Source organism: Allobosea sp. GW821-FHT03A12 (assembly GCF_058986765.1).
The window spans coordinates 836,839-852,401 of record NZ_JBYSVZ010000001.1; the positions used below are offsets into that span (position 1 = coordinate 836,839).

Sequence of the window (15,563 nt, forward strand, 5' to 3'; positions counted from 1 at the left end):
CTGGGCCCGACGGGTTCGGTTCCGGGGCGATGGGTGGCCATGCAAGATCGTTCGCTGACGGAGAGCCTGGACGACCATCTCGGCGAACTCTGCGATCTCTTCGCCTCGCTGCAGCCGCAGCTGACGTTCGCGGCGGCCGTCTACGATGCGGCCGGCCAGCTGACGGCCTGCGCCGGCCATGCCACCTTCCCGGCCCGGTTGGGCGCCATCCCGGACTTGTCGCGCGATGCGCCGCAGGCCCTCGACCTGCCCGACGAGCGGCCGGCCGTCGCGAGCAGCCTGCCGATCCGGTCGTCCGAGCAATGGTTCTTCGTCGTTTCGGCTTCGAAGGGGGCCGAGGCGCGGCTGCTGGACGGCCTGTGCAGGATGGGATGCGGCTTCGTCGCACGGACGATCGATCTCCTCGACCAGGCGAAGGCGCTGTGGCAGGTGGCGCGCGAGCAGGAAGCGATCATCGACCACATCTCGGACGGGCTGCTCGTCCTCGATCGCTCGGGCATCCTGCGCTATCTCAACGCTCCCGGCGGCCGCATCCTGCAGCTCGACCCGGCGACCAGCGTCGGCAGGCCGTTCCACGAGCTGCTCGACTTCGACCCGATCATCGCCCCGATCTTCGCGACGCGGCAGGGCTATATCGACCGGGAGCTGCATATCCGCACCCGCAACGTCGCGCTGCACCTGATGGACACCGCCGTCCCGATCATCGGCGAGGACGGGACGGTGGTCTCCATCGTCAACACCTTCCGCGAGATGGCCCGCGTCAAGCGGCTGTCCAACCGCCTCGCCGGCGACAGGGCGCGCTATCGCTTTTCCGACATCATCGGCCATTCGCGCGCGATCAAGGACGCGATCAACAATGCGCGCCGCGCCGCGCGCTCAAGCGCCACCGTGCTGCTGCGCGGCGAGAGCGGTACCGGCAAGGAGATCTTCGCGCAGTCGATCCACAATGACGGCCAGCGGGCGGCGGGCCCGTTCGTGGCGGTCAATTGCGCCGCCCTGCCGCGCGACCTGATCGAGAGCGAGATGTTCGGCTATGCGCCGGGCAGCTTCACCGGCGCGGACAAGGCCGGGCGGCCCGGGCGCTTCGAGCTCGCCTCCGGCGGCACGATCTTCCTGGACGAGATCTCCGAGATGCCGCTGGACGTGCAGGCGAAGCTGCTGCGGGTCCTCCAGGAGCGGCAGGTCACGCGGATTGGCGGGACGTCGAGCCTGCCGGTCGATGTCCGGGTGATCGCCGCCGCCAACCGCGACCTGCGCGAGCTCGTCGCGAAGCAGGCGTTCCGCGAAGACCTTTATTACCGCCTCAATGTGGTGCGGATCGACTTGCCGGCCTTGCGCGAGCGGCGCGAGGACATCGCCCGGCTGGCCGACGAATCGATCAGGCGATCCTGTGCCGTGATGCATCGGCCGGCGCTCTCGCTCGGCCCGCGCGCGCTGCGGCAGCTCGAGACGCATGACTGGCCCGGAAATGTCCGCCAGCTGCAGAACCTGATCGAGCGGCTGGTCAACATGACGGATTCCGACGAAGTCGAGGACCTGCCGCTCGACTGGTTGACGGACGGGCCGGCAGCGGTTCAGCCGAGCCACGCGACGGAGCCCGCGGGCCGGGCGATGTCGCTGCTGGAAGCCGAGCATCTCGCCATCCGGGCCGCCCTGGCCGAGACCAGCCTCAACCTGACCAAGGCGGCCGAGCTGCTCGGCATCACCAGGCCCACGCTCTACGCGAAGATGAAGCGGTTCGGCCTCGCGACGTCGACGCAGCTCGTTCAGCGCTAGGTCAGGGGTGGATGATCCGGCGAGGGAGCAGCCGAGGCCGTCGCCTGCGCGATTGCCAGGAAGCGGCGCAGGACCGGCGTCTCGCGCTCGAGCGACCAGGCGGCGACGAGCTCGGCCACCGGGGCATCCTTGTCCCGCAGCGGGCGGTAGACCACGCCTTCGAGGTCGAGCCGCGAAACCGAATGCGGCACCAGCGCAACCCCGATGCCGCCGCCGACCAGCCCGATGATGGTGTGGAGCTGGTTGACCTCCTGCGCGACCTCGGGCTCGAAGCCCGCACGCCTGAAGGCGGCGCGGAAACGGCCCTCGACATAGCGGCGCTTGCGCGCCGGCGTGACGATGAAGCGCTCGTGGCGCAGCGCCGACAAAGCGACGGCTTCCTGCTGCGCCAGCGGATGGCCCGCCGGCAGGGCAACGAGATAGTGCTCCCGCAGCAATGGCAGTCTGCCGAAGGTGGGCTCGTTGAACATCGGCCTGAGCAGGCCGACATCGATCCGGCCCGAGCGCAGCGCCTCGACCTGCTCTTCGGTGACCATCTCCTGCAGGACGAGGGAGACCTCCGGCAATTCGCGGCTGAGCCGGGAGACCAGCCGCGGCAGCACATTGAAGGGTGAAGCCTCGACGAAGCCGATGGTCAGGCGGCCGATCTGGCCTTTCGCCGCCCGCTGGGCACCGATCGCCGCCAGCTCGAACTGGCGCAGGATCGCGAGCGCGTCGGTAAGGAAGACGCGGCCGGCATCGGTCAGGGCGACGCGGCGCTTGGTCCGCTCGAACAGCCTGACCGCGAGCGTTTCCTCCAGCCGGGCGATCTGCTGGCTGAGCGCCGGCTGGGTCACGCCGAGGCGTCCCGCCGCCCGGACGAAATGAAGTTCCTCCGCCAGGGTGACGAAGGAGGACAACTGTCTCTGGTCCATGCGGCCTCCGGAGAAAATCACTTATAAGCAAAATTAATTTCTCGATGGCTTTCCAGTCGCAGATTTTCATCGTCGAGCGGGCGGAAGCAATGCCTGCCTTGCGGGAGGATCGAGCGATGACCGGTCGGGATGGTGCAGACGGCTTGAGGCGCGGCATGCTGGTCGCGGCGCTTGCGGCAGCCGGACTTTGGGCCGTGCCGGCGGCAGCACAGGCGCCCTGGCCGAGCAAGCCGATCCGGCTCGTCGTGCCCTATCCGGCCGGTGGCAATGTCGACCTGCTCGGCCGGCTGATCGGTCCCAAGCTCAGCGAGGCGCTCGGCCAGCCGGTGGTGATCGACAACAAGCCCGGCGCGGCCGGCGCGATCGGCACGGCCGACGCCGCCCATGCCGAGCCCGACGGCCACACCTTGCTGATCGGCGACATCGCCACCCACGCCATCAACCCGGCGCTGCAGGACAAGCTCTCCTACCGGCCGATGGAGGATTTCACGCCGGTGATCCGGCTGACCTCGGTCTCGCTGCTGCTGGTGGTCAATCCCAAGGGGCCGGCCAAGGACCTCGCCGAGCTCGTCGTCTTCGGCAAGGCCAATCCCGACAAGCTGACCTATGCCTCGGCCGGCCTCGGCACACCGCAGCATCTCGCCTTCGAGCTGCTCAAGGCGAAGACCGGGATGCTGGGCACGCATGTGCCCTATCGCGGCTCGGCACCGGCGATCAACGACCTCGTCGCCGGCCATGTCACGGCGATGATCGACGGCACCGCCGTGCCGATGGCGCGCGAGGGCGCGCTGCGGGCGCTCGGCGTCACCGGGCCGAAGCGCTCGGCCGCCTTGCCGGACGTGCCGACCATCGCCGAGGCGGGTGCGCCGGGCTACGAGTTCGCCTCCTGGCACGGGCTCTTCGTGCCGGCGAAGACGCCTGCGGCGATCGTCGAGCGGCTCAATGCAGAGCTCAACAAAGTCGTCGCCGACCCGGTGGTGCGCGAGCGCATGGCGGCGCTGAACATCGATCTGGTCGGCGGCACGCCGGCCGCCTTCGGCGATTTCATCAAGGCCGAGGCCGGCAAGATCGCGGAGCTCGTCCGCATTTCCGGCGCCAAGGCGAATTGAGGGCAGGACGATGCCGGACGCAGCCACCGACCGTTACGAGGAACTCGCCGGCGAGGCCGTTCCGCCGCCGCAAGCCGCAGCGGAGGCGCCTCGGCGCAACCACGTCCTGTTCGTGACGGTCGACCAATGGCCGGCGCGGCTGCTCGGCATCGCCGGCCATCCGGTGGTGGAGACCCCGACGCTCGACCAGATCGCCCGCGTCGGCACGCGCTACACCAACGCCTATGCCGAGTGCCCGATCTGCATCCCGGCGCGGCGCTCGATGATGACCGGCACCAGCCCGCGCGGCCATGGCGACCGCGAATTCCAGCCGGCCCTGCCGATGCCGGCGCAGCTGCCGACCCTGGCGCAGAGCTTCCGCGACGCCGGCTACCAGACCGCGGCGGTCGGCAAGCTCCATGTCTATCCGCAGCGCAACCGCATCGGTTTCGAGGAGGCGCTGCTGGCGGAGGAGGGGCGCGGCCATCTCGGCGGCGTCGATGATTACGAGCTCTTCCTCGCCGATCGCGGCTATCCCGGCCAGCAGTTCATGCACGGCATGAGCAACAACGAATATGGCTGGCGCAGCTGGCACCTGCCGGAGGAGCTGCACGTCACCAACTGGACGACCTGGGCGGCGGCGCGGACGATCAAGCGACGCGACCCGACGCGGCCCGGCTTCTGGCACGTCTCCTATACCCATCCGCATCCGCCGCTGGTGCCGCTGGCGAGCTATTTCGAGCGCTACCGGGCGCGCGAGGTCGATGCGCCGCGCATGGCCGAGTGGGCGAGGGATCCGGAGACGCTGCCCTATGCGGTGCGCGTCGCCTGGAACTATTGGGAGCAATTGCCGCCGGCGCAGCTCGCCGATACGCGCCGTGCCGTCTACGCGCTCTGCACTCATATCGATCACCAACTGCGCATCCTGATCGGGACGCTGCGCGAGGAGGGGCTGCTCGACGACACCGTCATCCTGATCTGCGGCGACCATGGCGACATGCTCGGCGACAACGGCCTCTATGCGAAGCGACTGATGTATGAGGGCTCGGCCGCCGTGCCGATGCTGCTGGCCGGCCCGACCGGCGATTCCCGGGTCGGTGTCGGCGCGACCGATGGCCGCCTGGTCGGCCTGCAGGACATCATGCCGACGCTGCTCGACCTTTGCGGCGTGCCGGTGCCGGGAAGTTGCGAGGGGTTGTCCATGGTCGGCGAGCGCCGGCGCGAGATCCTCTACGGAGAGTCGCTCGTCGGCGCCAAGGCGACCCGCATGGTCCATGACGGCCGCTACAAGCTGATCTGGTATCCGGCCGGCAATCGCCTGCAGCTCTTCGACCTCGAACGCGATCCGCATGAAGAGCGCGATCTGGCCGCCGACCCCGCTCATGCCGAGACCCTGGAACGGCTCAGCCGCGCCCTTGCCGGCCAGCTCTATGGCGGCGACGAGGCTTGGCTGCGCGACGGCGCACTCGTTGGGATGGCCGAGCCGGCCTTGTCGTCTGCGCCCAATCGCGGGCTGTCGGGGCAGCGCGGCCTGCACTACCCGCCGATCCCGCTTACCGATCCGGCCAAGGCGGTTGGCTCGGGCTGACCACAGGCCGGGCCGCTCGCCGCTGCGGCCTCGTGTTGCGGTGCGGCTCTGTACGCTTATCTTCGAGCGATGGACCCGATCGCCTTCGACAATTCCTATGCGCGGCTGCCACCGCGCTTCTATGCCGCCGTCGCGCCGACCATCGTCGCCGCGCCCCGGCTGATCCGATTGAACGCGCCGCTCGCAGCGGAGCTCGGACTGGATTCCGACTGGCTGGAGGGCCCTGAAGGCGTGGCGATGCTGTCCGGCAATGGCCTGCCGGCGGGTGCGGTCCCGATCGCGACCGCCTATGCCGGCCACCAGTTCGGCGGCTTCAGCCCCCAGCTCGGCGACGGGCGGGCGATCCTGCTCGGCGAGCTTGTCGATCGCCATGGCAGGCGGCGGGATCTCCAGCTCAAGGGCGCGGGCCCGACGCCGTTCTCGCGTCGTGGCGATGGCCGGGCGGCGCTCGGGCCGGTGCTGCGCGAATACATCGTCAGCGAGGCGATGGCCGCCCTGGGCATCCCGACGACGCGCGCGCTTGCCGCGGTCCTGACCGGCGAGGTCGTCCGGCGCGAGACGCTGCTGCCCGGCGCGGTCCTGACCCGCGTCGCGTCCAGCCATATCCGGATCGGCACCTTCCAGTTCTTCGCCGCCCGCGGCGATGTCGAGGCGCTGCGCCTGCTCGCCGACCATGTGATCGCCCGGCACTATCCGGACTGCAGCGGCGATGGCCGCTATCTCGCGTTGTTCGAGGCCGTGATCGCCGCGCAGGCCGCGCTCGTCGCGCAATGGATGACGATCGGCTTCATCCACGGCGTGATGAACACCGACAATATGTCGATCGCCGGCGAGACCATCGACTACGGCCCTTGCGCCTTCATGGACGTCTATCACCCGACGACCGTGTTCAGCTCGATCGACGAGCGCGGGCGCTATGCCTACGGCAACCAACCGCCGATCGCCCGCTGGAACCTCGCACGCTTCGCCGAGGCGCTGCTGCCGTTGCTGGCCGACGACGCCGACGAGGCCGTGTCGATCGCACAGGAGGCGCTCGGCCGGTTCGATCCGCAGTTCCAGGCAAACCTGATCGCAAGGTTCCGCCGGAAGCTCGGCCTCGCCAGCGAGGAGGCGGAGGATGTCGAGCTGATCAAGTCGCTGCTTGAGGCGATGCAGCGCGGGGAGGCCGATTTCACCCTGGTCTTCCGGCGCCTGAGCGAGGCGGCCGGGCAAGCGGACGGCGCGGAAGCCTGCCGTAGCCTCTTCGCCGATCCGGCTGCGTTCGACGCCTGGGAGGTCGGCTGGCGCCAGCGCCTGTTGCGGGAGCCTGCGTCGGCGGAAATACGCCGGGAGGCGATGCTGCGCGCCAACCCGCTGTTCATCCCGCGAAACCACCTCGTCGAAGCGGTGATCGAGGCCGCCGTCGAGCGCGACGATCTCGGCCCGTTCGAGACTCTGCTGGGCGTCCTCGCCAATCCCTTCGAGGACCAGCCGGGCCGTGAGGATCATGCCCGGCCGCCGGCTGCGCATGAGCGCGTGCTGGCGACGTTCTGCGGGACCTGACCTCGCCGCCCCCTTCTCAGCCAGCCACATCGATGTCGATGGCGAAGACGCGGCTGCTGCCCGGCTTGAGTAGGGGGGAGGGGGCGTTGCGTCCGTCGTCGTGGCGCCCGAGCGAGCAGGGTTCGATCGACATCACGCCGGCACCCGGCCGCAAATCGCGCCAGAGCTGCAGCCAGGGCAGTTCGACCGTGTTCCAGCGAAAGGCGATGGTCGCCGCCTTGCCGTGCATGCTGCAGCTCGCTTGCGCGCTGGTCGCAGGATGCAAGGAAGCCCGCACCATCGCGTCCTCTGGCACGGACAGCGGCCCCAGCAGGCGCTCCCCGTCGAGCTCGACCGTGCTGCCTTCGATCATCGGATAGCCGAGATTGAAATGGTAGAGCGCCATGACCGGGGCAGGCTCGGCGCCGATCACCGTCACCTGGTCGCGAAGGCTGAGCGAGCTGCCGCCGATCGGCGCCTCGATCCGCCGCCGCAGGCGATAGCCGAAGCCGCCATGGGCCCAGCAGAGCGCCTCGCCCTCGCAGAACAGCATCGGCGCGCTAGCCTCCCAGTCCTCGCCATAGGCGATCAGCCGTGCCGGCGTGAACGGGGCCGAGCCGTGCAGGGGACGCCCATCCGCCGGCTGGCGGATATGGTCGAAGCCGCAGGTGTTGAGGAAGCCGCCGAAGGCGGTGCTGAAGCGCCGCTCCCGGCCGGCCGGACCGGTATCCGGCCGGCGCAAGCCGGCGGGGCTCTGCCAGCCGAGCTGGACGCCGCGCCAGGACAGGGTCGCGATGTCCATCAGCCGCCCGACCGTCACCCAGAAATCGAGCCCGCCGCCGGTCGAGAAGGCCAGGGTCTCGATACCGGCCTCAGGCCCTTCGGCGAGGACGATGCGGCGCACGCTGGCGAACTGCCGGGGATCGGCAGCGAGATGGCGCGGGAAGGTCGCCGGCTTGCGCATCGTTAGTCGGCCGCATCCGGGGCGAAGTCGATGCGGGTGAAAGCCTCCGGCGGCGCGCCATTGGCCACCATCAGGTGTCGCATCAGCGCAGTGAGCCGCGCCTCGGTGGCAGGATCGTTCAAGGGGGCTTCCTGTCCTGGATCGGTCGCGAGGTCGTAGAGGCGCGTCTCGGATTCCAGCAGCCCGCCCGGGCCGTAGTTGTTGTACATCGGCGAGCGCTCGATCACCGGCACTTTCAGCAGGTTCGCGCCCTTGGTGAAGCCGAGCGGCGGCGAGATCGTCGCGCCCGCCAGCTCCTCCGGCGAGAACGGCGAGAAGATGTGCGTCGGCATCAGCGTGTACTGGTAGAGTTCCTGCTTCGACAGGTCCTCCGGGAAGCGGTGATAGGTGTAGCGCCCGTCGGCGACGTTCACCGCGCCGCCGAAATAGCCGAACAACAGGCCGTCGCGCAGCGCGGTGCCATCCGCCATGCGGCAAAGCGAAATGCCCTCGTTTTCGGCCGGCGGGGTGGCGCCGAACAGGTCGAGGAATGTCGGCGCGAGATCGATCGACTGGGTCAGCGCCTGCGAGCGCGTGCCGTCGCGTTCGGGATGGCGGGGATCGTGCAGGAAGAGCGGGATATGGGCGACCTCCTCATAGAGGTTCATCCGGTTCTTGGCCCAGAAATCATGCTCGCCGAGCAGGAAGCCGTGGTCGGTGGTGACGACGAGGGCGGTGTCCTTCCACATGTCGTTGGCGTCGAACCAGTCGAGGAGCTTGCCGAGCAGGTCGTCGCACATCGCCACGACGGCGTAGTAGTTGGCGCGGAGCTCCTCGCATTCCGCCGGCAATTCATCGACGCGGCCATAGCGCGGCCAGTCGCGGATCGGGCCGTTCCAGCCGGTGTCGAAGGCTTCCTTGAAGCGGGCAGGGGCGGTGAAGGGCTCGTGCGGGTCGAAGGTTTCGATCTGAAGCAGCCAGTTGTCGGCGTCCTTGTTGCGCTCGAGGAAGTCGAAACCCTCGGCGAAGCAGCGCACCGAGGGGAAATCCTCCTCGGCCTTGATGAATTCGCGGTTGATGATGTTCTGGCCGAAATAGCTGCGGCGGGCGTCGCTGAACTGGCGCGCATGGTATTTCTCGCGCAGCCGCTCCCAATGCGGCTGAACCATCGCCTTCCAGCGATCGCCTTCCTGCCCGCGCACGAACTCGTAGGAATCGTAGCGGTTGTGATAGGTCGCGCCGCCATCCTCCCAATAGTGGAAATGATCGGTGATCAGGTGGCTGTAGGTCCCGGTCTCCTTGTGCAGGATCTCCGGGAAGGCGTTGTCGAAGGGTTCGAGCGGCCCCCAGCTGCGGTGCAGGAAGGTGAGCCGCCCGGTCAGCATGTCGCGCCGCGCCGGCATGCAGGGCAGGCTGCCGACATAATGCTGGTCGAAGCTCACCGACCGGCGCGCCAGCCTGTCGAAATTCGGCGTCGGCACGCGCTTGCCGCCATAGCAGCCGAGCATGTGGCGGTTCAGGGAATCGAAGAGGACGAATACGGCCTTCACAATGGTCTCCCGGCTCGGCTTCGCTGGCAGGTGCTATTTCACGGCGCCCTGGGTCAGGCCTTTGACGATGTAGCGTTGGGCGAAGAGCATCACGATCAGGGCCGGCAGCATGGCAAGGCCGGCGCTGGCTGCCATCTGCGTGTACTGGATCTCGAATTCCTGGGCGAATTTGGCGATCGCGACCGGGACGGTCGCGGTCTGCTTCATGGTCAGCGCCAGCGAGACCGCGAACTCGTTCCAGGAGAAGACGAAGGTCAGGACGGACGTTGCGGCAAGGCCGGGCGCGATCACCGGCAGCACGACGTTCCAGAGCAGGACGGGCGTGGTCGCGCCATCCATCAGCGCGGCCTCTTCCAGTTCCTTCGGGACCTCGCGGATGAAGACGCTCATCAGCCAGATCGCCATCGGCAGATTGAGGGTCGCATGCGCCAGGATCAGGCCGGTGAAGCTGTTCTCCAGGCCGACGGTGCGCAGCATGGTGAACCAGGCGCTGGCGAGCGCGACCGGAGGGATCATGTGGAAGACCAGCGTCCAAGCCAGGAAAACCTGCACGACCCAGCGGCGCCAGCGCGTGCGGTTGAGCGAGAACGCGGCCAGCGTCGCCGCGCCGACGCAGAGCAGGGTGCTCGCCACGCCGACGATGATCGAGTTGCGGTAGTTGACCAGGAATTCCGAGGTCTTGGAGAACAGCACCTCGTGGAAATTGAACAGGACCGGCGAGAAGGCGACCTCGCCCATCAGCAGCGAGATCTGGGTGCGAAAGCCGGCGGCGACCGTCCAGATCACCGGGACCAGCACGATCGCCGCGCTGACGAGCAGGGCGGCGTGGATCGGCCAGCCCGAGGAGGCGCGCGACCCGCCGTTCATGCCCGGCCCTCCGAGCGGCGGCGCGCCGACAGCGCCACCACCAGCAGCAGGCAGACCAGGAAGATCACCGTCACCGACATCGCCGAGCCGTAGCCCGCTTTGTCCTCGGTGAAGAAGCGCTGGTAGAGCGTGAAGCTGATGACCTCCGTCGCCGTGCCCGGCCCGCCCTTGGTCAGGAGATAGACCTCGTCGAAGACCTTGAAGGCGAGGACGAGGCGGAAGGCGAAGGTGACGACGATGGTCGGCACCATCAGTGGCAGGGTGACGTAGAGCAGCTCCTGCCAGGCATTCGCCCCGTCGATCTTGGTGGCCTCGTAGACGTCCTGTGGCAGCGATTCCAGCCCCGCCAGGAAGAGCAGGAAGCAGAACGGCGTCCAGTGCCAGATGTCGACCATGATCACCGAGAGCAGGGCAATCCGGCCATCGCCGAGCCAGTCGACCGGCCCGAGCCCGACCAGGCCGAGGATCTGGTTGGCCAGCCCGAAATCATAGTTGAGCATCAGCTTCCAGATGGCGCCGATGACGATGCCTGGGATCAGGATCGGCAGGATGAAGATCGTCCGGTAGAGCACGCGCGCCCGACTCACCTTGCTGACCAGCAGCGCGAGCGCGAAGCCGAGCAGCATCTGCCCGGTCACGGCTCCGAGCGCGAACAGGCCGGTGTTCCAGAGGCCGGCACCGAACAGCGCATCGCTGAACAGGGCCCGGTAATGGTCGAGCCCGGCCCAGCTGCGCACTGCCCGGCCTTCGACCCAGGCGATGTTCTGGAAGCTGGTGAGGACGAGCCCAACGAGCGGGACGATGCTGAGCGCCAGCAGCATCACCAAAGCCGGCGCGAGCGTCAGCCAGCGCCAGAGACGCTGGTCGGCACTCTCCATCTGCCCGGCGATGCCCTGCGCACCGCCCTTTGCCGCGGCTCCCGCCATGCCCTGCTCTCCCTACCGCCCGGACGTCATTTCAGCGGCTGGAGCCCGCCGGTCTTGTAGGAATACTTCTCCATGATCTTGTGGATCTCGGCGGACATGCCGTTGAGGGCATCGACGCTGGTGATCTCGCCGGCCACGGCCCGGTTGAGCCCGATCTCGAGCACGGCGATGACGTCGTTGGCCTCGGGGAACTGGTAGATGTTGACCGCGTGCGGCAGCGCCTCCGCCAGCGGCTTCATCCAGCGGTATTTGCGCTCCTCCGCGATCGGATCCTTGTAGACGGCGGCGTGGACCGGGATGCCGCCGGCCTTCGCCGTCTCCATCTGGGCGTCCTTGGTCTGGAACCAGCGCAGGAACTCGACCGCCGCGCGCTTGCGGTCATCGGGCACGTTGCGCGAGATGCCGGCGAGCCAGTGTCCGAGGCCCGGAGCGGTCGGCAATCCCGGCTGCGAGGGCGGCGGTGCGAATTCGATCTTGTCGACCACAGCCGACTTGTTGGGGTCGTCCATCTGCGACCAGGCGGCGATCACCATCATGATGTGCGCGGCATGGCCGGTCACCATCGCCTGGATCACCTCGGCCTGGTCGGAGGCGGCCGTCTTGGGGTGGCCGACGGTGCGCGCCAGCCGGATGTAGTAGTCGAGCGCCGCGCGCCCTTCGGGCGAGTTCAGCGTCACCGAATAATCGCCGGCCGACTGGTCCTTGAAGATGCCGCCGCCGAAACCGTAGAGGTAGGGGTAGAAGTCGTAGGCGACGGTATGCGGACCGCGCGCGCCGCGCTGGACGATGCCGTACATGCCCGGCGGCTTGTGGAACTTGGCCGAATTCGCTTCGAGCTCGGCGAAAGTCTTCGGCGCCGACAGACCGGCCTGCTTGTAGAGGTCGCCGCGGTAATAGAGCAGCGGGATCAGCGGCGAGACCGGCAGCGACATAAGCTTGCCGTCGGCCGTCACCGTCTTCTTCTGGGCGTTGTAGTAGATGGTGTCGCCGAGCGTGTAGATCTCGGGATCGAGCTTGAAGCCCGGGTCGATGTCGGTGATCGCATCGAGGAAGCCACCGGCATACATCTCGGTGAACCAGCCGGAGTTCATGATCAGGATGTCGTACTGGCCGCGCTGGGCGCGGACCGAGTTGCGCTGCTTCTCAAGCGATCCCGCGAAGGGATTGACGTCGAGTTCGACCTTGTTGCCGGTCGCCGCCTCATAGGCCTCGACCGTGCGGCGGAAGCTGGCGAACCAGGGCGACTGGTTCACCACGATGGTGATCGGCGCCTGGCCCTTGGCGTAGAGCGGCCGGATGCCGCCGGTGCCGAGCGCGGCGCCGAGGCCGGCGGCCCCAACCCCCTTCAGGAGATCGCGTCGCGGCAAGCGAAAGTCGAAGCTCATGTCATCCTCCCTGCGAAACCGTTCCACGTCATTCTGCCGTCAGCTTAACGGTGTTTCCTCATGCCCGCGCCGTCACCGGCAGAACACCGGGCTGGCCCAGGCCCACTGGCCGTTGGCCTGGCGCATCCGAACATAGACCCAGTCGCCGGACCGCAGTGGTTCGAGCGCGATCTTGCCCTGCCATTGCCACTGATGCGGACGCGGCAGGGGGAAGAGCCTGAAGGCCGGGCTGTCGATCGGGCCGAGATTGGCCGCCAGCGCGCCGTCCAGCAGGCGAGCTGCGGTGACCTCGAAACGCTGGCCATTGGCGTCGAGCACGAGGCGGGCATCGCCGCGCAGCCGCACGCGCGCCGCGATCGCCTGCATCGCCGGCGTCATGTTGTTCGGGTTCGACGATGCGGTGATCGAGAAGCCGATCCGGTCGCCGTCGAGCGAAACCTCGTCCTCGTCCTGCCCGTCGGCATCGCCTTCGAGCGGAGAGACGACCTCGTTGCCGCGCAGGCGCGGCTCGACCGAGAGGAATTCGCCGCCCTCGACCCGCAGCGAGCCCGACCAATGGTGCTGCTTGCCGCGTGAGCCCCAGCCCAGTTCGAGGACGATGATGGTCTCAAGCTCAGCGCTGTCGCCATCGATCGGGGATGCCTCGATCTCCGGCACCACGCGCCGCACCAGCGCGCCGTTCCGGATGACGTCGATATAGTCGATATGCCCGGGCGCGACGGCTTCGAGGCTGAGGCTCGGATCCGCGCCGGCATAGACCTCGCCGCCCGGCATCGCCCCGCCCAGCATGAAGAACAGATGCGCATTGTCGCCGGTCAGCGCGCCGGTGCGGCGCTGCATGATCGCGTCCCAGAGCACGCCGCGATCATTGCTGCCGGCATAGACCATGGAGCGACCATGCCCGTAGGAGCCGGGATAGCCGCTATGATGGTCGGTGTTCCCGAGGAAGCCGAAACGGTGCCCGAGATTGAGGCCATGCCGCACGGTCGAATGACCATCGCTCGGCCCCATCGAATGAAGGAACGGCCGGTCCATGATCGAGGTCTCGGAGCAGCCATGCATGGAGACGATCTCCAGCACCGGCGACAGCTCCGGATCGAGCGAGGCCCAGTTGATGCCGCGGGCACCGAGCCGGTAGCCGATATGGTGCGGGAAGGCGAAGGCGCCCGCGCCGGCCTCGGCCCGCAGCATCGGCTTCAGCTCCGCCGGGCTGTCGGCCTTCAGGATCGGGCGCGGCGTCAGATCGCGATAGACGATCGTGTAGTCGCCATGGGCAAAGGAATGGATCTCGTAGCCCGGAAAGACGGTGAAGCGGCCGGGCTCGTCGGCAGCGGCGAGCGTGGCGAAGTGCCCGGGCCAGAGCCTGTCCAGCCGGGCGAAGCCCTTGACGTGGAAATCGACGATATGGGCGACGCTGGCGTCGTCGACCGGCATGTCCGGCCAATAGGCATGGCCGGTCACCGAGACGAAATCGAGCTGCCGGCGGGCCCGCTTCAGCGCCTGTTCGAGGCTGCCATGCCCGTAGGAAATGCCGCAGTGATTGTGCAGGTCGCCGTAAAACGGCCTGACCCCAGCCTTCGAGGTCAGGGGTGACAGCCTTTCCGGAAGGCGCTCGCCAAGCATGCCGTTCCCACCCGCTTATTGGTCTTTCTGGCGGGCACGCTAGCGCGGTCCAATATATATTGCAATGTACCTCTGGCGCGATCTCGTCAGGACCGCTTCGGCTGCGCCGTGCTGCCCCGCACGGCCTGGTCGCAATGCAGGTAGACGATCTGCGGCGACAGCTGCGGCTGCTCGATCCGCCGCCTTATCGTCTCAACCAGCTTCTCGGCCGCCTTGCGCTGCGAGCTGCCGGCGATGGTCATGACGCCGAGATGCTCGCTCGGGACGTCGCGGTGGCCGAGCACGACCACGCTCAGATCATTCGGCCAGTCGATGCCGAGTCGCTGCAGGCCCTGGGTGACGCCGAGCGTATCGGAGATGCCGAGCGTCAGCAGCGCCGTGAACGGCAGTCGGCCATCGTCGGACAGGAGCGGCTCCAGCGTGTCGGCGACGGCGTCGAGCACGCTGTGGCTGGGATGCTGGACCCGTTCGAGCACGATCGGCGGATGAAAGCTGAAGCGCCCCCTCTCGATCGCGGCATGGCGCCCGAAGGCACGGCGCGCCGCCAGGATCGGCTGGGCCATGGTGTTGATCGAGATGAGGCCAAAGGAGCGGTGCCCGAGATCGACGAGCTGGCGCAGCGCCATCTCCAGCGCGTCCTCCCAATCCGTGCCGATGCGATCAATGTCGACGCCGGAGACGGTATGGCCGTCGACGACGAGCGCCTTCGCCTTCTGCTGCAACAGATGGAGCAGGCGGATCGGGATGCTCTCGTAATGCGACTGCAGTACCACCGCGTCGAAATCCGGGATGGAATTGAGGATTTCGAGCAGATGATCGGTATGGTGATAGGAGATCTGCACCACCTTGGCGTCCTGCCGCGACATCTCCTCGACGATGTAGTTCTGCACCAAAGCGCAGCGCTCGTTCATGCTGGCGTTCGACAGGATGAGAAGGCTGTCGAGCCCGGTTTCGCGCCCGCTCTCGCCGGCTCGGGGCGCGCCGCCGCGGGTGACATAGGTGCCGCGACCGACCTGCGATACCAGCAGGCCTTCGCCCTTCAAATGATCAAGCGCTTCCTGGACGGTCGCCTGGCTGACCTGATGCTTCTTCATCAGGTCGCGCACGGTGGGCAGGCGCGCACCATCATCGAGCCGCTCGATCATCTCGTGGAGCGTCCGCAGGACAATATTCGCCGAGCCGTTGCGCATGGGTCCCTCTCGACAGCCTCCCGATGCGACGGCGCCGAAGCGTCTTCGCCGCATACAATCGCGACCAGCGCGCTGCAACCGGAGATACCGGCTTCGACTCGCTAGCGGCATTATATGCACTGAAATACAAATTGCACTTTACAATTTGTCCTCTTGCACTAGCCTGACCTCAAGGCCGGCTTTAAAGGCCGG

General features: G+C 67.7%; 12 protein-coding genes. 4 read left to right on the forward strand and 8 right to left on the reverse strand.

What is annotated here, in order from left to right; translation table 11 throughout:
• Window positions 1-39 precede the first annotated feature (39 nt).
• The gene (locus AC3WLC_RS03920) at window positions 40-1,776 is read left to right on the forward strand and encodes a sigma-54 interaction domain-containing protein (RefSeq protein WP_493682626.1); all 1,737 of its coding nucleotides are present in this window, start codon (window positions 40-42) and stop codon (window positions 1,774-1,776) included.
• On the opposite strand, the gene AC3WLC_RS03925 is transcribed toward AC3WLC_RS03920, so the two are convergent.
• The gene (locus AC3WLC_RS03925) at window positions 1,773-2,690 is read right to left on the reverse strand and encodes a LysR family transcriptional regulator (protein WP_493682627.1); all 918 of its coding nucleotides are present in this window, start codon (window positions 2,688-2,690) and stop codon (window positions 1,773-1,775) included. The two genes, AC3WLC_RS03920 and AC3WLC_RS03925, sit on opposite strands and share 4 nt — an antisense overlap.
• Window positions 2,691-2,806: 116 nt before the next feature.
• On the opposite strand from AC3WLC_RS03925, the gene AC3WLC_RS03930 reads away from it, so the two are divergent.
• The 3 genes from AC3WLC_RS03930 to AC3WLC_RS03940 all read left to right on the forward strand — a co-directional run bounded on the left by AC3WLC_RS03930 (window position 2,807) and on the right by AC3WLC_RS03940 (window position 6,908).
• Window positions 2,807-3,799, forward strand: coding sequence for a Bug family tripartite tricarboxylate transporter substrate binding protein (locus AC3WLC_RS03930; protein WP_493682628.1), 993 nt, complete (start codon window positions 2,807-2,809; stop codon window positions 3,797-3,799).
• A gap of 10 nt (window positions 3,800-3,809) precedes the next feature.
• Window positions 3,810-5,366, forward strand: a complete 1,557-nt coding sequence (locus AC3WLC_RS03935) for a sulfatase-like hydrolase/transferase (RefSeq protein WP_493682629.1) — start codon at window positions 3,810-3,812, stop codon at window positions 5,364-5,366.
• A 69-nt stretch (window positions 5,367-5,435) separates the two neighbouring features.
• Window positions 5,436-6,908, forward strand: a complete 1,473-nt coding sequence (locus tag AC3WLC_RS03940; RefSeq protein WP_493682630.1) for a protein adenylyltransferase SelO — start codon at window positions 5,436-5,438, stop codon at window positions 6,906-6,908.
• Window positions 6,909-6,924: 16 nt separating this feature from the next.
• Here AC3WLC_RS03940 and AC3WLC_RS03945 read toward each other — a convergent pair whose 3' ends face one another.
• From AC3WLC_RS03945 to AC3WLC_RS03975, 7 genes are all read right to left on the reverse strand, one after another.
• Window positions 6,925-7,851 (reverse strand): DUF4432 family protein, encoded by a 927-nt coding sequence (locus AC3WLC_RS03945; protein ID WP_493682631.1) that lies wholly within the window; start codon window positions 7,849-7,851, stop codon window positions 6,925-6,927.
• 2 nt (window positions 7,852-7,853) lie between these two features.
• Window positions 7,854-9,380, reverse strand: coding sequence for a sulfatase (locus AC3WLC_RS03950; RefSeq protein WP_493682632.1), 1,527 nt, complete (start codon window positions 9,378-9,380; stop codon window positions 7,854-7,856).
• A 33-nt stretch (window positions 9,381-9,413) separates the two neighbouring features.
• Window positions 9,414-10,247: a carbohydrate ABC transporter permease gene (locus AC3WLC_RS03955; RefSeq protein WP_493682633.1), complete on the reverse strand. Its 834-nt coding sequence runs from the start codon at window positions 10,245-10,247 to the stop codon at window positions 9,414-9,416.
• A complete protein-coding gene (locus AC3WLC_RS03960; protein WP_493682634.1) occupies window positions 10,244-11,173 on the reverse strand; it encodes a carbohydrate ABC transporter permease in 930 nt (309 codons plus the stop codon). The genes AC3WLC_RS03955 and AC3WLC_RS03960 overlap by 4 nt, the downstream gene beginning before the upstream one ends.
• 26 nt (window positions 11,174-11,199) lie before the next feature.
• A complete protein-coding gene (locus AC3WLC_RS03965) occupies window positions 11,200-12,558 on the reverse strand; it encodes an extracellular solute-binding protein (RefSeq protein WP_493682635.1) in 1,359 nt (452 codons plus the stop codon).
• Between the two features lie 72 nt (window positions 12,559-12,630).
• Window positions 12,631-14,181, reverse strand: a complete 1,551-nt coding sequence (locus AC3WLC_RS03970) for a CehA/McbA family metallohydrolase domain-containing protein (protein ID WP_493682636.1) — start codon at window positions 14,179-14,181, stop codon at window positions 12,631-12,633.
• An 86-nt stretch (window positions 14,182-14,267) separates the two neighbouring features.
• Window positions 14,268-15,371: a GntR family transcriptional regulator gene (locus AC3WLC_RS03975; RefSeq protein ID WP_493682637.1), complete on the reverse strand. Its 1,104-nt coding sequence runs from the start codon at window positions 15,369-15,371 to the stop codon at window positions 14,268-14,270.
• Between the last annotated feature and the right edge of the window lie 192 nt (window positions 15,372-15,563).